The organism is Tistrella arctica, assembly GCF_039630945.1.
GTDB lineage: Bacteria > Pseudomonadota > Alphaproteobacteria > Tistrellales > Tistrellaceae > Tistrella > Tistrella bauzanensis.
In genome coordinates this window covers 32,180-48,527 of record NZ_JBBKTV010000004.1, presented here as the reverse complement: position 1 = coordinate 48,527, position 16,348 = coordinate 32,180, and the positions used below count along the sequence as shown (strand labels likewise).

Genomic DNA, 16,348 nt, shown 5'->3' with positions numbered 1-16,348 from the left:
CCATGGCCCAGCCATCATCCACCACGACCGCCACGGCCGCGATCCGCAACCCGCGCATCCTGGGCGGCATCACCCTGGCGGCGCTGGCCGCGGTGATCATCCTGCCGGTGGTGCTGCCCTCGGCGACGCTGGCCACCGAGATCGTGATCTTCGCCATGGCGGCGCTGGCCTGCAACCTGCTGCTTGGCTATACCGGGCTGCTGTCCTTCGGTCAGGCGATCTTCTTCGGCACCGGCGCCTATCTGGCGTCGCTGGCCATGATCCATCTGGATGTCGGGCTGATCGGCGCGCTGTTGATCGCGGGCGCCGGCGGCGCGCTGGCGGCGGCCCTGGTCGGCACGCTGGCGATCCGGCGCACCGGCATCTATTTCGTCATGCTCACCCTCGCCTTCACCCAGCTCGCCTATTTCGCGGCCTATACCCTCAGCGACTGGACCGGCGGCGATAACGGCCTGCTGGACGTGCCGCGCCCGCCCCTGGCCATCGCCGGCATCGTGCTGGCCGATCTGTCGTCACCGCTCGCCTTCTATGGTTTCGTCGCCGCGATCTATATGGCGATGTTCGTGGGCGCGCGGCGGATCATCAACTCACCCTTCGGCAGCACCCTGGTCGCGATCCGCGAGAACACCGACCGCGCCGCCGCCGTCGGTTACGACACCCGCCAGTTCAAGATCCTGGCCTTCACCATTTCCGGCGCGCTGACCGGCATCGCCGGCGCGCTCTATGCCATGCTGCTGAACTTCGCGCCGCTGTCGAACATCGAGCTGCCGATGTCGGAAAACATCCTGATCATGACCATCATCGGCGGCACCGGGTCGCTGCTGGGCTCGATCCTGGGTTCGGCCGGCATCGTGCTGCTGGGCGACTGGCTGTCGGCGATCTGGCCGCGCTGGCATCTGCTGCTGGGCGTTGCCCTGATCGCGGTGGTGATCGTGATGCGCGGCGGGTTGTGGGGCGGCATCGAAGGCTTGATCGACCGCTGGCGCCAGCGCCGCGGCGGTTCCAGGGCGGAGGACCGGCCATGACCACGCCATCCGGCGACATCCTGTTGCAGACCACCGGGCTTGAGCTTGCCTATGGCGCGTTCAAGGCGGTGGATGGTGTGGACCTGACCGTGCGCCAGGGCACCATTCACACCATCATCGGCCCCAACGGCGCCGGCAAGACCACCACCTTTCACTGCCTGACCGGGGAACGCCGGCCGACCGCCGGCCGGGTGAGGTTCGCGGGCCAGGACATCACCAACCGCCCGCCGGAAGCCCGGGTCGGGCTTGGCATGTCGCGCTCGTTCCAGATCACCAGCCTGTTCCAGACCTTGAGCGTGCGCGAGAACCTCAGGCTGGCGGCGCAGGGCCGCGACGGCGCCCGGGCGCTGGCCTTCTGGCGGCCGGTGACGTCGCGCCCCGATCATCTGAGGGTTGCCGACGAGATCATCGACCGCCTGCAACTGGGTGGCCGCGCCCATCTGCCGGCGGGCGAGCTGTCGCATGGCCAGCAACGGGTGCTGGAAGTGGGCATGGCGCTGGCGGCGCGCCCGAAACTGCTGCTGCTCGACGAGCCGACATCCGGCATGGGCATCGACGACATCCCGGTGATGACCCGGCTGATCGGCGAGCTTGGCCACGACTACACCGTGATGCTGATCGAGCATAATATGAGCATCGTGATGTCGATCAGCGACGTGATCACGGTGATGCATCAGGGCCGGGTTCTGGTGGAAGGTCCGCCCGATCTGGTGCGCAATGACGACCGGGTCCGCAGTGCCTATCTGGGGGAGGCGGGGGCATGCTGACGCTCGACGACGTCCACGCCTATTACGGCAAAAGCCATGTGCTGGAAGGTGTGACCATGGAGGTGCGGGCGGGGGAGCTGGTCACCCTGCTCGGCCGCAACGGCGCCGGCAAGACCACCACGCTCCGCTCCATCGCCGGCATCACCACCACCACCGGCCGGATCACCTTCGACAATCAGGATCTGCGCGGCCGCGAACCCTATGAGATCGCCCGGCGGGGCGTGGCGCTGGTGCAGGAACATCGCGGCATTTTCGGCGTGCTGACAGTGGAAGAGAACCTGAAGATCGCGCTGCGCAAGGGCGGCCGCTGGGGGCTGGACGATGTCTATGCCATGTTCCCGCGGCTGCGCGAACGCCGCCGCAATGGCGGCCGGGCGCTGTCGGGCGGCGAACAGCAGATGCTGGCCATGGCCCGCGCCCTGGTCAACAACCCGCGCATCCTGTTGCTCGACGAACCGACCGAGGGTCTGGCGCCGGTGATCGTCGACGAGATCGTCCGGATCCTGAAGGCCATCCGCGAAAGCGGCATGCCGGTCTTGCTGGTCGAACAGAATCTGGCGGTCTGCGAGGCATTGGCCGATCGTCATTACATTCTGGAACAGGGCCGGATCGTCTATACCGGCAGCGCCCAGGCCTTCAAGGCCGACCGGGCGGTGCGCGACCGCTATCTCGCCCTCAGCCAATAGCCACAGCAGCCACTGTCCGCCAACGAGAAGCCACTGTCCGCCAACGAGAAGAAGGTCATACCCCATGTCCGAACATCCTGTCGTGCCGGCTCCCGTCGCTCCGCCGGCTTCCGTCGCTCCGCCGGCTTCCGTCGCTCAGGATCCAACCGATCTCGGCACGCTGGGTGCCGGCGACCTGCTCCGGCTCTATCGCCGCAAGGCCGCCTCGCCGGTTGAGGCTGCCCGCGCGGCGCTCGACCGGATCAGCCGGTTCAACCACGCGGTCAACGCCTATGTGCTGGTCGATGAGGACGCGGCCATGGCCGATGCCCGCGCCTCGGAAGCCCGCTGGATGGCGGGTGCCCCGGCAGGCCCGGTCGATGGCGTGCCGTCCTCGATCAAGGATCTGACCTTCACGCGGGGCTGGCCGACCCGCAAGGGATCGAAGACCATCGCGGCCGATGGCCCGTGGGATGTCGACGCGCCGTTCACCGCCCATATGCGGGCGGCGGGTGCGGTGATCCTGGGCAAGACCGCGACACCGGAATTCGGCTGGAAGGGTGTCACCGACAGCCCGCTTACCGGCATCACCCGCAATCCGTGGAACACCGCCACCACCGCCGGCGGCTCCAGCGGTGGCGCCGGGGCGGCGGCGGCGCTGAATATGGGCGTGCTGCATCAGGGCTCGGATGCCGGCGGATCGATCCGCATCCCCTGCGCCTTCACCGGCACCGCCGGCATCAAGCCCACCTTCGGCATCATCCCGCAATGGCCGGCCAGCGCCATGGGCACCACATCGCATCTGGGGCCGATGACCCGCACCATCGCCGACAGCGCGCTGATGATGACCGTGGTCGGCCAGGCGGATGACCGCGACTGGTATATGGGCGCGCCGGTGGCGCAGGACTGGACCCTGTCGCTGGAACGCGGCATCCGCGGCCTGCGCATCGCCTATAGCCGCACGCTGGGTTATGTGTCGGTCAACCCCGATGTCGCGCGCGCGGTGGATGCGGCGGTGGCGGTGCTGGCCGATCTGGGGGCGATCATCGACGAGGTCGATCCGGGCTTCGACGACCCGCTTGAGATCTTCAACGCCCACTGGTTCACCGGTGCCGCCAAGATCCTGGCCAATATGGCCCCCGATCAGCGCGCGCTGGTCGATCCGGGCCTGCGCCGGGTGGCGGAGCTGGGTGCCGCGATCGGCACGGTCGATTATCTGCGCGCGGTCGATGCCCGGGTGGCGCTGGGTGAACGGATGGCCGCCTTCCACCGCACCTACGACCTGCTGATCACCCCCACCTTGCCGATCACCGCCTTCGCCGCCGGCCATGACGTGCCGCCGGGGTCGGGGCTGGACCATTGGATGCAGTGGACGCCGTTCAGCTATCCGTTCAACCTCACCCAGCAGCCGGCGGCATCGGTGCAATGCGGTTTCGGCGATGACGGCATGCCGGTGGGCCTGCACATCGTGGGGCCGCGCTTCCGTGACGATCTGGTGTTTCGCGCCGCCCACGCCTTCGAATCGGCCCGCCCGCCCCGCTTCCCGGCGGCCCCGGTCGAGGATCTGGAGGCGCGCTGACGCCGGCCCCGCCCGCGCCGCGAACCCCTGAGGACAGAAGACATCCCCGGGCGGTTCGCGGCGCATGACGGCTTGCTATCCGCCACGTCCGGCCAAATCCAGATGCCCGGTCTGGGTCACCCCGGCGGCGACATAGCCGCCATCGACCACCAGCACGTCGCCATTGACATAACCGGCCTCGGGACTGGCGAGATAGGCGACCGCGGCGGCGATATCGGCGGACTGGCCCATGCGTCGCGCCGGGATCATCGGCAGAAACGCCGCGACCGTCGCCTCGGTATAATTCGCCTGCGTCAGCGGGGTCACGATCGGGCCAGGTGCGACGGCGTTGGCGGTGACCCCGTAAGGCCCAAGCTCCAGCGCCATCTGACGGGTCAGCCCGATCATCGCCGCCTTCGAGGTGCCATAGGCCGTCCGCCCCACCCCGGCGCGGATGCCGCTGACCGAGGCGATGTTGACGATCCGGCCATAGCCCTGCCGCACCATCGCGCGCCCGGCGCGTTGCGCGCATAGCAGGGTGCCGGTGACATTCACCGTCATCACCCGGGTCCAGTCCTCGGTCGGGAAATCGAGGAAGGCATGCAGCGATGCGATGCCGGCATTGTTGACCAGCACGTCGACCGGCTTGTCCCAGGCTTCGGCGGCGGCGAAGGCCGCCTCGACCGAGGCCGCGTCGGCGACGTCGAGCCGCTGGCCGATCGCCTTGCCGCCCTCCGCGGCGATCAGACCCAGGGTCTCGTCGATGCCGGCCTCGGAAATATCGGTGACGACGACCCGGGCGCCGAGCCGGGCCAGCCGTCTCGCCACCCCCTGCCCGATCCCCGAACCCGCCCCCGTCACCAGGGCAACGCCATAGTCCATGATCCCGCCTCCCCCCGCCATCATGCGCCGGCCTCGTAAAGGGTTACGACCGCCGCGCCGCCGAGCCCCAGATTGTGCTGCAACGCCAGCCGCGCGCCCTCGACCTGCCGGTCCCCGGCGCGGCCGCGCAATTGCTGCGTCAGCTCATAGCACTGGGCCAACCCCGTCGCCCCCAGCGGATGGCCTTTCGAGAGCAGCCCGCCCGAGGGGTTGGTGACGTATCGCCCGCCATAGGTGTTGTCGCCGTCCATGACCAATGCCTCGGCCGCGCCCTCTCCGCAAAGACCCAGCCCCTCATAGGTGATCAGCTCGTTCTGGGCGAAACAGTCGTGCAGTTCGATGACGTCGATATCCTCGGGGCCGATACCCGCCGCCTCATAGACCGTCCGCGCCGCCTTGCGCGTCAGATCGGCGCCGACCACCTCGATCATGTCGCGGCTGTCGAAGCTGCCGGGGCGGTCGGTGGTCATCGCCTGCGCGCGGATGCGCACCGTCGCGTCCAGCCCGTTGCGCCGGGCGAAGTCTTCCGACACCACCAGCGCCGCCGCGGCACCGCAGGTCGGCGGGCAGGCCATGGGGCGGGTCATCACGCCGGGCCAGATGGTCTGGGCGTTCATCACCTCCTCGACGCTCATCTCCCGGCGGAACACCGCGAGCGGGTTGCGCGCGCCATGGCGGCTGGCCTTGGCGCGGATGGCCGCGAAGGTTTCAAGCCGGGTGCCATGGCGCTCCATATGCGCCTTGCCCGCGCCGCCGAAATATTTCAGCGTCATCGGCAGATCCGACGCGCCGATCAGCGCATCGGTGACCGCGTCGAACTCACCCAGCGGCGAGGGCCGGTCGGTGAACACCGCGCCCAGCGCGCCCGGCGTCATCTGTTCGAACCCCACCGCCAGCACGCAGTCGGCCACGCCGCTTTCCACCGCCTGCCGCGCCAGGAACAGCGCGGTCGAGCCGCTGGAACAGTTGTTGTTCACGTTGACGATGGGAATGCCGGTCATGCCGACGCGATAGATCACCCGCTGGCCGCTGGTGCTGTCGCCATAGACATAGCCGGCATAGGCCTGCTCCACGGCCTCGAAGCCGATCCCGGCATCGTCGAGCGCCAGACGGATCGCCGCCTCGCCCATGACGTCATAGGGCGCCGAGGCGCCGGGCTTGGCGAAGGGAATCATGCCGACGCCGGCAATGAGTGTGGTCATGTCACGCCTCCTTGGGTCAAAGCGTCTTCGGGGCCGGCTCGGTCTCGGCCAGCATGCGGCGCAGTTCGGTCTTCAGGATCTTGCCGTAGCTGCTTTTCGGCAGCGACGGGACGAAGCGATAGGATTTCGGGCGTTTGAACCGGGCGATCCGCTCCAGGCAGAACCGGTCCAGCGCCTCGGCGGTCACCCCGTCCTCGGCAACCACGAAGGCCACGACCTCTTCGCCCCAGTCGGCATGCGGGCGGCCGGTCACATTGGCCTCGGTGACGCCGGGATAACGCAGCAGCACCTCCTCGACCTCGCGGGGATAGATGTTCGACCCGCCCGAGATGATCACATCCTTGGACCGGTCCTTGAGCGTCAGCACGCCTTGGGTGTCGAGACTGCCGATATCGCCGGTATAGAGCCACCCGTCGCGCAGGGCCGCGGCGGTGGCTTCAGGGTTCTGCCAATAGCCGGACATCACAACGTCGCCGGACACGATCACCTCGCCCGGCATATCGGGCGCGCAGTCGGCGCCGGCGTCGTCGACCACGCGGACGGTAACGCCGGTGCGGGCGATGCCGACCGAGCCGAGCCAGCTCTCGGGCGTGTCCAGCCCCAGCACATCCGGCGGCAGATAGCTGATCGTGCAGGGCACCTCACCCTGGCCATAGCCGATCCAGATGCGCGACCCCAACAGACCGAGCGCCTGGCGCAGATCCTCGACATAGATCGGCGCGCCGCCGCAGAAGATCAGATCGATACCGGCGATCGCGCGCGCGTCCAGCGCCGGACAGGCGATGAAGCGATTAAGCATCGTCGGCGCGGCGAAGAAGGACGCTCGCGGAAAATGATGCAGCAGCGCCACCAGCTCGTCGGGATCGAACCCGCCGCTTTCGGGAACGACATTGGCGGCCCCCCGCCGCACGAATGGCAGGGCGAACAGGCCCGCCGCATGGGACAGCGGCGCGGGATGCAGCGCGGCCGAGCCCTCCCCGACCGGGCAGATATCGGCCAGAAAGCTCGCCGTCATCGCCCAGAGATTGCGGTGACTCAACACCGCGCCCTTGGGCCGGCCGGTGGTGCCGGAGGTATAGAAGATCCAGGCGGGATCCTCGGCTGCGACCCGGATCGGCGCGAAGGCGGCCGGCGCGAAGTCTGGCGGCCCGGCCGTCAGGGCCGCATAGTCGGGGCCATCCACCGCGACCGTTCCGGCGAAACCGGCCATGTCCCCGGCCTTGTCGGTGAACAGCAGGCTGGCGCCGCTGTTCTCCACGACAAAGGCCACCTCGGCCGGATGCAGCTTGGCGTTGACCGGCACCGCGACACAGCCCGCCGCCCAGATGCCGAACAGCATCTCGAAATATTCCGGACGATTGCCCATGTAGATCACGACACGCCCGCCCCGGGGCACGCCGCGTGTGCGCAGGCCGGCGGCCAGCGCCGCGCCGCGATCGCGCAGCCCGGCATAGGTAAGGACGGTGGCATCGCCCAGGCAGACGGCGGGCCGGTCGTGGAAGGTTCGGGCGGATTGCGCCAGAAGTTCGGAGATATTCATGTCGCGCCCTCAGATCTTCCGCGTCTGGTCCTGCCAGAAGACATCCCGGATGTCCTTCTTGCGCACCTTGCCCACGGGGCTGCGCGGCAGCTCGTCCCAGATCGCCACCGATTTCGGTGCCTTCACGCTGCCGAGCTGCTGCTTGCAGATGCGGATGATCTCGTCGGGGTCCAGCCGGGCGCCAGGCTTGAGTTCGATCACCGCCTTGACCGCCTCGCCCCATTTCTCGTCGGGCACCCCGATCACCGCGCAATCCTGCACGGCGGGATGCGCCCAGATCACCTGTTCGACTTCCGACGGATAGACGTTGAACCCGCCCGAGATGATCATGTCCTTCTTGCGGTCGACGATGTAGAGATAGCCCTCCGCGTCGAGATATCCGACGTCGCCGGTGTGATGCCAGCCATGCTGCGAGACATCGGCCGTCGCCTCGGGGTTCTTGTAATACCCCTTCATCACCAGATTGCCGCGCACCACGATCTCGCCGCGCGTGCCCCGGGCCATCAGCCTGCCGTCATCGTCCATGATCGCCACCGGCGTCAGCAATGTCGGCCGTCCGCAACTGGCAAGGCGGTGTTCGCGCGCCGGATCGCCCAGCACCAGATGGTCCTCGGGCGTCAGCAGCGTGCAGAACATCGGCGATTCGGCCTGGCCGAAGCTCTGCATCATCACCGGGCCGAAGATCTTCAGGCACTGCCGCAGCTTGTCGACCGCCATCGGCGCCGCCGCATAGATGAAGCCGCGCAGCGACGGAAAGCTGCGATCCCCGATCCCCGGCTCAGACAGCAGCATGTAGATCGCCGTCGGCGGCAGGAAAAGATGCGTGACCTCGTCGCGCGCGATCGTGTCGAGCACCCGCGCGGCATCGAACCCCGGCAGGATGATGTTGCGCGCGCCGGCGGCCATCAGAACGACCGCCATCACCCCGGCGGCATGGGTCATCGGCGTGATCAGCAGGTGCACCGGCGCCGGGCCCGGATCCACACCGGCATAGAAATTGGCGATCATCGTGCCCCAGTTAAGCTGGGTCAGCATGATGCCCTTGGGCCGCCCCGTGGTGCCGCCCGACGACAGAATGCCGACCAGATCGTCCGGCCCCAGCTTGACGTCCGGATCGGTGTCGGCGGCATCGGCCAGCCAGTCTTCCAGCCAGGGACCATCCGACCCCGCCCGGTCGAGGCAGATGAACCGCCGGATCTTGGGGCACAGCGCCCTGATCCGGCCCAGAACAGCTTCGAAGCTGCTGTGATAGAACAGGATCTCGACGTCGTTGTGATCGAGGATATAGGCGTTCTCGTCGACGCCGTTCTTGGCGTTCACCGGCACCCAGGCGGTGCCCGAGCGGAACAGGCCCAGCATCGCCTCGAAACCGCTCACGCAATTGGGGCTGTAGATGCCGGCCATGTGTCCGGGGCCGAAGCCCTCGGCCGCGATGGCATTGGCAAAGCGGAAGCTGCGCGTCCGCACGCAGCGATAGCTCCGGCTGACCCCGTCATCCTCCAGACAGACACCGTCGGGGTTGATCGAGACGCCGCGGTCGAAAAAGTCGATCAGGCGCATGAGGCCCTCCTATCGCTGCAGCAGCGTGATCACCGCCACCGCTTCCTCGTATCCATGGAAACCGCCGCCATTCTCGGCGAGCCCGACGCGCGCGCCCTCAACCTGGCGCGGCCCGGCCTCACCCCGCAACTGCGTGACCAGTTCATAGATCTGCGCCAGACCGGTCGCCCCGATCGGATGGCCGCGCGATTCGAGCCCGCCCGACACGTTGATCGGGACGCGCCCGCCAAGGGTGGTAGCACCCGAGGCGGCGAGCCGACCGCCCTCGCCCATCGGGCACAGCCGCAGAAGCTCGGCCTGCTGCAATTCGGCAAAGGCGGTCGCGTCGTGCACCTCGACCACCGAGACATCCTCCGGCGCGATCCCCGACAGCTCATAGGCCCGGTCCACCGCCCGCCGGCAGATATGGCGATCGAGGTCTTCGGGCGCCCGGTCCGAGCCGGCGGCCTGCACGCTGGCGGCGATCCGCACCGCCCGGGTCAGGCCCATCTGCCGCGCCTTCTTCTCCGACACCACGATCGCCGCCGCCGCGCCGTCGCTGATCGGCGCGCACATCGGCAGGGTCAGCGGCCAGGAAATCTCGCGCGCGGCCAGCACCTCGTCCACCGTCATCGCATGGCGGTACTGTGCCTTGGGGTTCAGCACCGAATGGCTGTGGTTCTTGGCAGCGACATGGGCGATATCCGCCTGGGTGGTGCCGAAGGTGCCCATATGGAACCGCGCGAGTGCGGCATAGACATCCATGAACACGCTGCGCTGCCCGGGTTCCACCGCGCGCTCCGGCGGCTGCATCGCCTGCCCCAGCCGTTCCAGCCGCGCGATCTGGCCCTCGACATCGCTAACATCCCAGGCGCCGTCGAAGATGGCGAAGGACAGGGCACGATCGGGCGCGTTCATCTTGTCGGCGCCCACGGCCAGCGCCACATCGCCCTGCCCTGAGGCGATATAGGCCACCGCCGCATTCAGCGCGGTGCTGCCGCTGGCGCAGGCATTCTCGACATTGGTGATCGACAGGTTCTGAAATCCCAGCTTGCGCAGGGCAAGCTGGCCACGCACCAGATGCTGGCCCTCGACCACGCCTTGCGAGGCATTGGCGAAATAGGCCGCCCCGATGTCGCCCGGCGCAAGGCCGCTATCGGCCAGCGCCTCGGTCACCGCGTCACCGGCAAGGTCGGCCAGGCTGCGGTTCAGGAAGCGCCCGAAATGCGACATCCCGACCCCGACGATATACGTCTTTTCCATGTCGTTCCCTCAAAGGCTGATCAGTTTTTCAATGTCGTCGCGGTTGGCCTGCAAGTCGGCGGTCGTCCCGGTCCACCGGATGGCACCGTGGTCGATCACATATTGCCGGTGGGCCAGCTTCATCGGCACGCGCAGGTTCTGCTCGACCAGCAACAGCGCCATGCCCTCGGCATTGATCAGGCGCATCGCCTCGACCAGTTGATCGACGATCAACGGCGCCAGCCCTTCGGTGGGCTCGTCCAGCAGCAGCACCTCGGGGTTGGTCAGCAGCCCGCGCGCGATGGCCAGCATCTGCTGCTCGCCGCCCGACAGCGTGTCGCCGGGCTGGGACGCCCGCTCGCGCAGCACCGGAAACAGCTTGTGGACGCGGGCCGCGTTCCAGCCACCCTTCCGGCCCATCACCGTGGCGATGCGCAGGTTTTCGTCCACCGACAGATTGGAGAAGATCCGCCGGTCCTCGGGCACATAGGCGATGCCCAGCCGGCCGAGCTGGTCCGGGCGCAGCGCGGTCACGTCGCCGCCCTTCCACAGCCGCCGCCCGCCGGTCGCGCGGTTGAGGCCGATCATGGTTTTCAGAATGGTGCTCTTGCCGGCGCCGTTGCGCCCGATCAGCGACACCACCTCGCCCGGCTCGATCCCCAGCGACACCCGGTGCAGGGCCTGCGCCTTGCCATAGAAGACATCGCAGCCCTCCAGCGCCAGCAGCGTCATGCCTCGTCTCCCAGATAGGCTGCCCGCACCGCCGCATTGGCGCGGATGTCCCCGGGGCTGCCCGAGGCCAGCAACTGCCCCTGCACCATCACGACGATCTCGTCCGAGACCTGCATCACCACATCCATGTTGTGCTCGATCAGCAGCACCGTGCGGCCCGTCACGATCTGCCTGATCAGGCCGATCGCCCGGTCGAGCTGATCATGCCCGACCCCCGCCAGCGGTTCGTCCAGCAGCAGCACCCGCGGCTCGCTCAACAGCGACAGGCCCACCTCCAGCGCGCGCTGGTCGCCATGCGACAGATATTCGGCCGGGCGATGCGCCAGCGCGGTCAACCCCACCTCTTCCAGCACCCGTTCGGCCTGTTCGCGCACCGCCGTGAACCGGCTGGCCGGCAGCCAGAAGGGCTGCAACCGATAGCGATGGGCGAAGGCCGCGATCTGAAGGTTTTCCAGCACCGACATGCCGGCGAAGATCTTGGTGATCTGGAAACTGCGCCCCAGCCCGCCGCGCGTGCGGCGGTGCACCGACAGATGCGTCACATCGCGGCCGTCGAGCCGGACACGTCCGCCGCTCAAGGCGGCATGGCCCGACAGCGCGTTCATCAGCGTGGTCTTGCCCGCGCCGTTCGGCCCGATCAGCCCGTAAAGCCGCCCCGGCTTGAAGTCATAGCTGACGTCGTTGACCGCCTTCAGCCCGCCGAACGACACCTGGATGTTCTCGCAGCTCAGCGAACCCGCGGTCATGGCGCGCCCCCCTCGTCGCGGTCGCGGGCGCCGTCGAACAGCCCGGCGATGCCGTTGCGCAGGAAGATCGTCGCCAGGATGAAGATCAGCCCCAGGATGCCATACCAGTATTGGGTGACCTGGCTCAGTTCCTCCTTCAGCAGCTCGAATACCGCGACACCCAGGATCGGCCCCAGCAGGGTGCCCTTGCCGCCCAGAACGGTCATGATCAGCACATCGCCCGAGGTGCTCCAATGCAGCATCTGCGGGCTGATATAGAACATCAGCGAGGCCAGCAGCGCGCCCGACACGCCGGCATAGGCGCCCGACACCACGAAGGCCTGCTGCCGCAGGACGTGCACGTTATAGCCAAGCTGTGCCGCACGGGTGTCGTTGGCCTGCACCGCCCGCAGCGCCCGGCCGAAGGGTGAGGCCCGCAGCAGAGCCATGATCGCAAGGCCGATCAGGAAGACCACGACGATGAAGCCGTAATAGTTGCGGTTGTCATAGAAATCGATGCCGAACAGGTCGGGGCGCGGCACGCCGGCGATCCCGTCCAGCCCGCCGGTGATCGCGCGCAGCTTGTTCGAGGCCAGGATGTACATCATCTGCGCCAGCGCCAGCGTCAGCAGCGCGAAGAACAGGCCCGACACCCGAAGCGCGAACAACCCCATGGCGAAGGCCAGCAGCGCGCCGCCCAGGGCGGCGGCGGCCAGCGCCGGCAGGAAGCTGACCTGGTAGCTCAGCATCAGCACGGTCATCGTATAGCCACCGGTTCCCAGCAGCGCCGCATGGCCGAACGACAGCATTCCGGTCACGCCGAAGACCAGATCGAAGCCGATGGCGAACAGCGCCCAGATCAGGATCAGGCTGACCAGGTTCACCCATTGCTCGCCGGGCAGAACCAACGGCACGGCGATCATCGCCGCGATGATCAGGGCCATCAGCATGCGGCCCATGGCTCTGCGTGTCATGCCGCGCGCCCCTTATAGCTGAACAGGCCCGCGGGGCGGAACATCAGCGTTCCGATCAGCAGAGCGAAGGTCAGAAGTTCGACCCATTCGGTGGCATAGGTATAGCCGGCGGCCCGCGTCATCCCCAGCAGCAGCGAGGCGAAGATCGCGCCGCGGATATTGCCCAGCCCGCCGATGATGACCACGACGAAACAGTCGATGATCACGCTGAACCCCATGCCCAGCTCGATCGGCACCAGAGGTGCGGTGATCGCGCCACCAAGTGCCGCGAGATAGGCGCCCAGCGCGAAGACGCCGGTGCGGACCCGGTTCACGTCGACGCCCAGCGTCCGCGCCATGTCGGGGTCCGAACTGGCCGCGCGGATGATCATCCCCCACTTGCTGCGATCGAGCAGCAGGAACAATCCCAGCGACACCGCCGCGCCGAAGACGATGACGAACAGCCGATAGGCCGGAATCTGGCTGCCGAACAGGGCCACCGGCGCCGACAGCAGATCCGGCGTCGGCACCTGCTTATAGTCCAGGCCCCAGATCAGCTTGGTGGCGTCGTCGATGACCAGGATCAGGCCGAAGGTCAGCAGCAATTGGAAGATATGGTCGCGGGAATAGACCCGCTTCAGCGTCGACATCTCGATCAGCGCGCCCAATCCCGCGATGACCACCGGCGCCATAAGCAGCCCCAGCCAGAACGATCCGGTCGTCTGGACGATCTGAAAGCTGGCATAGGCGCCCAGCATGTACAGCGCGCCATGGGCGAAGTTGATCACGCCCAGCATCCCGAAGATCAGCGTCAGACCCGCCGACAGCAGAAACAGAAGAAAGCTCAGACTCAGCCCGATAATGATCGTGGACATACCTGCGTCATCCCGAAAACAGCGGACGGGCGACGGACCGGAGGCCCGCCGCCGTTCAAGTGTCTCAGCCCGTTCAGCAGGCGCTGAACAGGCGGTCCGCCGGGAAGATTTCGGTGATCTTCATGGTCAGTTCGGGCATCGGTGCCTCGCCCTTGACCACCTCGCCCCAGAGCCCGACCTGCGAGGCCTGATGGTCGCAGGCGCGCATCTCCTTGCGGCCCTCGATCGAGTCCTCATAGACGCTGGTCGCGAAGGCCTCGGCCCAGACATCGGCATCCCAGCTATCGGTTTGCTCGACCACGTCCAGCCACCAGCGCAGCCCGTCATAGGCTTCGCCCGCGAAGCTCGACGGAAACGTGCCATGCGCGTCGCGATAGGCCGCGACGAAGGCTTTGTTCGCCGGATTGTCGAGGCTGTAGTGATAGCGCACGCCGGAATTCACCCCCAGCGCGGCCGGCCCGGTCGCGGCGGCGAAGACGTCGTCCTGCAGCACCGGGCCGAAGATGACCCTGTCCTTGCCCAGCGCGACCTGCCCGGCCTGTTTGACGAAGGTGATGCCGTCATTGCCGGTGGCCATGACCGCGATGCCGTCGGCGTCGGACCGCGCCATCTTGTCGATGATCACCGAGAAGTCGCGGTTGCCCAGCGGCGCATAATCATTGCCGACGATCTCGACCCCGGCGGCTTTGGCCATCTCGGCGAACTGCTCGAAGCCGGTACGCGTCGCCTGATAGTCGGCGGTCACCGCATAGATCTTCTTCAGCCCGCGCGACTTGACGAACTCCATCGTCATCTTGATTTCCATGCCGAGCGTATTCGACGTGCGGAAGGAATAGGGCGCGCCGCCCGGCTTGGTGATCGCGTCGTCGGCCGAGATGGTGACGAGATGGGGCACCTTGCGCTGTGTCGACAGGCTTTGCAGCGCCAATGTCGAGGCCGAGCCGACCGCGCCGAACATCATCTGCGCGCCTTCCGCCAGCAGGCGGCTGGCCTTCTGCACCGCGGGCTGCGGCTTGGTTTCGTCATCCTCCCAGCTGAAGCGGATCGGCTTGCCCAGCACCTTGCCACCACGCTGGGCGACGGCCAGTTCGGCGCCCTTGCGCATGTCGTTGCCGATCAGACCATAGGCGCCCGAAAAGGCGAGAATGGCGGCGATATGGAACTCGTCCATCGTCCTGGCGCGCAGCATCGGCACAGGCAGCGTGCTGGCAAGAGCCGCGGCACCGGCCATGCGCAGAAAATCTCGACGTTTCATGTTTCCTCCCAGGGATGTAACCCTCGAATGATCCGCCTGACATGCGCGAGAGCCGGCCCGGGGTCATCCGCGGGCGTCTGCTGTCGATCTATGCGCAGGCATGATAGGAGTTGTCAGTTTCGGCCAATTGATCGTCACTCGTGCAAGCCGGTCTCCCGGCTGGCGCCGTGTGCGTCAAATCATCCGTTTTTCAACGAGATGAGCCTTCCGACATCTTGTCTCCCAGAAGCCAGGATGACGGGCTTCCGTCCGATTGAGAATGTTCGGGCATGCCAATAATTTGACTTTTACTGCCAATCGGTCATCTTGGCCACCGGTGTGAAATGGTCGGAGCATGCCATGAAGGTCGGTCTGATTCAGAGCATACGCCTGCCGAGCCAGAGCATTCAGATCATGGCCGGAATGCTGACCGAACACGGCATCGATCCCGTGCCGCTGGTGAGCGAGGCGGGCCTTGCCCGTGACATCCTGCACGACCCCTGGGGCACCCTCAACGGCTATCAGGAACTGGCGTTTCAGCGGCTGTTCTGGCGTGCGACGCAGCATATTCCGGGCATCGGCTTCCTGACCGGGCTGCGCTACAGCCTGCTCGCCTATGGCCCGCTCGGGCTGGCCGTGCTGGTCTCACGCGATGTCACCGAGGGCTTGTGCACCTTCGCCGCGATGCAGGGGCTGGGATATGCGCTGTTCGAATACGACATCCCGATGAAGAACGACGTCGCCGTCGCCTTCCTGGCCAATGACGACTACGTGCCGGCCGGCCTGATGGAATTCCTGCACGAGCGCCTGCTCGGCTCGGCGCTGACCTTCTTTCGCGACATGCGGCAGGAAAGTCTGCCGGTGCGCCTGATCGAAAGCCGGCTCGACCGGCCCAGGGGCTGGATGGGCCTGGAAGACCGCTGGCAGGCCGAGATCGTCTACCGCGCGCCGCGGAGCTGTTTCCATTTTGCCGACGGCGCCGGTGCCCTGCCGCTGCCGCTGGCGAACCCGTCGCTGGCCGAGAACTATCGCCGGCTCTGCCAGAACATGCTCGACACCAGCCCGACGCATGCCGGCATCGTGAAATCGGTCTATCAATTGCTGATGCAGTCGCGCGGGGCTTTTCCGAACGCTTTAGAGGCGGCACAGGCGCTGAACGTCTCGGAACGTTCGCTGCACCGCAAACTGGCCGAGACCGGCACCAGCTATCGTCAGGCGCTCGACAATGTCCGGCTGCGCCGCGCGCGCGAGTTGCTCGACACCACGGATCTGCCGATGTCGGAAATCAGCGACCGCCTGGGCTTCGCCGAAATGGCCAGCTTCTCAAGGTTCTTCCGCCGGGTCGCGGGCGTGCCGCCCTCGAACTATCGCAAGAACGGTCTGCGCATCGTCGCCGCGTCGAGTTAGGA

The 16,348-nt window shown here is 67.1% G+C and carries 15 protein-coding genes; 5 read left to right on the top strand and 10 right to left on the bottom strand.

Going from position 1 to position 16,348, the window contains the following annotated elements:
- Positions 1-2 precede the first annotated feature (2 nt).
- The 4 genes from WG924_RS09825 (at position 3) to WG924_RS09810 (ending at position 4,036) form a co-directional block, all read left to right on the top strand.
- On the top strand, positions 3-1,025 hold the full coding sequence (locus WG924_RS09825; protein WP_345932852.1) for a branched-chain amino acid ABC transporter permease: 1,023 nt from the start codon (positions 3-5) through the stop codon (positions 1,023-1,025).
- On the top strand, positions 1,022-1,792 hold the full coding sequence (locus WG924_RS09820; protein WP_345932851.1) for an ABC transporter ATP-binding protein: 771 nt from the start codon (positions 1,022-1,024) through the stop codon (positions 1,790-1,792). The genes WG924_RS09825 and WG924_RS09820 overlap by 4 nt, the downstream gene beginning before the upstream one ends.
- Positions 1,786-2,478, top strand: a complete 693-nt coding sequence (locus WG924_RS09815) for an ABC transporter ATP-binding protein (protein ID WP_345932850.1) — start codon at positions 1,786-1,788, stop codon at positions 2,476-2,478. Before WG924_RS09820 ends, WG924_RS09815 begins: the two co-directional genes overlap by 7 nt.
- A 64-nt stretch (positions 2,479-2,542) precedes the next feature.
- The gene (locus WG924_RS09810; protein ID WP_345932849.1) at positions 2,543-4,036 is read left to right on the top strand and encodes an amidase; all 1,494 of its coding nucleotides are present in this window, start codon (positions 2,543-2,545) and stop codon (positions 4,034-4,036) included.
- Positions 4,037-4,111: 75 nt separating this feature from the next.
- On the opposite strand, the gene WG924_RS09805 is transcribed toward WG924_RS09810, so the two are convergent.
- The 10 genes from WG924_RS09805 to WG924_RS09760 all read right to left on the bottom strand — a co-directional run bounded on the left by WG924_RS09805 (position 4,112) and on the right by WG924_RS09760 (position 14,960).
- Positions 4,112-4,897, bottom strand: a complete 786-nt coding sequence (locus WG924_RS09805; protein WP_345932848.1) for an SDR family NAD(P)-dependent oxidoreductase — start codon at positions 4,895-4,897, stop codon at positions 4,112-4,114.
- Between the two features lie 20 nt (positions 4,898-4,917).
- Complete coding sequence (locus tag WG924_RS09800; RefSeq protein ID WP_345932847.1) at positions 4,918-6,099, bottom strand: lipid-transfer protein; 1,182 nt, start codon at positions 6,097-6,099, stop codon at positions 4,918-4,920.
- 16 nt (positions 6,100-6,115) lie between these two features.
- Positions 6,116-7,639 (bottom strand): class I adenylate-forming enzyme family protein, encoded by a 1,524-nt coding sequence (locus WG924_RS09795; protein ID WP_345932846.1) that lies wholly within the window; start codon positions 7,637-7,639, stop codon positions 6,116-6,118.
- Positions 7,640-7,648: 9 nt separating this feature from the next.
- A complete protein-coding gene (locus WG924_RS09790; protein WP_345932845.1) occupies positions 7,649-9,199 on the bottom strand; it encodes an AMP-binding protein in 1,551 nt (516 codons plus the stop codon).
- Between the two features lie 9 nt (positions 9,200-9,208).
- Positions 9,209-10,441, bottom strand: coding sequence for a thiolase family protein (locus WG924_RS09785; RefSeq protein ID WP_345932844.1), 1,233 nt, complete (start codon positions 10,439-10,441; stop codon positions 9,209-9,211).
- A 9-nt stretch (positions 10,442-10,450) separates the two neighbouring features.
- A complete protein-coding gene (locus WG924_RS09780; RefSeq protein ID WP_345932843.1) occupies positions 10,451-11,152 on the bottom strand; it encodes an ABC transporter ATP-binding protein in 702 nt (233 codons plus the stop codon).
- On the bottom strand, positions 11,149-11,898 hold the full coding sequence (locus tag WG924_RS09775) for an ABC transporter ATP-binding protein (protein WP_345932842.1): 750 nt from the start codon (positions 11,896-11,898) through the stop codon (positions 11,149-11,151). Before WG924_RS09775 ends, WG924_RS09780 begins: the two co-directional genes overlap by 4 nt.
- Positions 11,895-12,851, bottom strand: a complete 957-nt coding sequence (locus WG924_RS09770) for a branched-chain amino acid ABC transporter permease (protein ID WP_345932841.1) — start codon at positions 12,849-12,851, stop codon at positions 11,895-11,897. The genes WG924_RS09775 and WG924_RS09770 overlap by 4 nt, the downstream gene beginning before the upstream one ends.
- On the bottom strand, positions 12,848-13,705 hold the full coding sequence (locus WG924_RS09765; RefSeq protein ID WP_345932840.1) for a branched-chain amino acid ABC transporter permease: 858 nt from the start codon (positions 13,703-13,705) through the stop codon (positions 12,848-12,850). The genes WG924_RS09770 and WG924_RS09765 overlap by 4 nt, the downstream gene beginning before the upstream one ends.
- Positions 13,706-13,778: 73 nt before the next feature.
- Positions 13,779-14,960 (bottom strand): ABC transporter substrate-binding protein, encoded by a 1,182-nt coding sequence (locus WG924_RS09760; RefSeq protein WP_345932839.1) that lies wholly within the window; start codon positions 14,958-14,960, stop codon positions 13,779-13,781.
- 339 nt (positions 14,961-15,299) lie between these two features.
- Between WG924_RS09760 and WG924_RS09755 the strand changes: the two genes are divergently transcribed.
- Positions 15,300-16,346, top strand: coding sequence for an AraC family transcriptional regulator (locus WG924_RS09755; protein WP_345932838.1), 1,047 nt, complete (start codon positions 15,300-15,302; stop codon positions 16,344-16,346).
- Positions 16,347-16,348: the final 2 nt, after the last annotated feature.

Excerpts from the sequence above, each read along its gene's own strand:
- WG924_RS09825 (WP_345932852.1), top strand. The coding sequence starts at position 3 with ATGGCCCAGCCATCATCCACCACGACCGCCACGGCCGCGATCCGCAAC.
- WG924_RS09820 (WP_345932851.1), top strand. The coding sequence starts at position 1,022 with ATGACCACGCCATCCGGCGACATCCTGTTGCAGACCACCGGGCTTGAG.
- WG924_RS09815 (WP_345932850.1), top strand. The coding sequence starts at position 1,786 with ATGCTGACGCTCGACGACGTCCACGCCTATTACGGCAAAAGCCATGTG.
- WG924_RS09810 (WP_345932849.1), top strand. The coding sequence starts at position 2,543 with ATGTCCGAACATCCTGTCGTGCCGGCTCCCGTCGCTCCGCCGGCTTCC.
- WG924_RS09805 (WP_345932848.1), bottom strand. The coding sequence starts at position 4,897 with ATGGACTATGGCGTTGCCCTGGTGACGGGGGCGGGTTCGGGGATCGGG.
- WG924_RS09800 (WP_345932847.1), bottom strand. The coding sequence starts at position 6,099 with ATGACCACACTCATTGCCGGCGTCGGCATGATTCCCTTCGCCAAGCCC.
- WG924_RS09795 (WP_345932846.1), bottom strand. The coding sequence starts at position 7,639 with ATGAATATCTCCGAACTTCTGGCGCAATCCGCCCGAACCTTCCACGAC.
- WG924_RS09790 (WP_345932845.1), bottom strand. The coding sequence starts at position 9,199 with ATGCGCCTGATCGACTTTTTCGACCGCGGCGTCTCGATCAACCCCGAC.
- WG924_RS09785 (WP_345932844.1), bottom strand. The coding sequence starts at position 10,441 with ATGGAAAAGACGTATATCGTCGGGGTCGGGATGTCGCATTTCGGGCGC.
- WG924_RS09780 (WP_345932843.1), bottom strand. The coding sequence starts at position 11,152 with ATGACGCTGCTGGCGCTGGAGGGCTGCGATGTCTTCTATGGCAAGGCG.
- WG924_RS09775 (WP_345932842.1), bottom strand. The coding sequence starts at position 11,898 with ATGACCGCGGGTTCGCTGAGCTGCGAGAACATCCAGGTGTCGTTCGGC.
- WG924_RS09770 (WP_345932841.1), bottom strand. The coding sequence starts at position 12,851 with ATGACACGCAGAGCCATGGGCCGCATGCTGATGGCCCTGATCATCGCG.
- WG924_RS09765 (WP_345932840.1), bottom strand. The coding sequence starts at position 13,705 with ATGTCCACGATCATTATCGGGCTGAGTCTGAGCTTTCTTCTGTTTCTG.
- WG924_RS09760 (WP_345932839.1), bottom strand. The coding sequence starts at position 14,960 with ATGAAACGTCGAGATTTTCTGCGCATGGCCGGTGCCGCGGCTCTTGCC.
- WG924_RS09755 (WP_345932838.1), top strand. The coding sequence starts at position 15,300 with ATGAAGGTCGGTCTGATTCAGAGCATACGCCTGCCGAGCCAGAGCATT.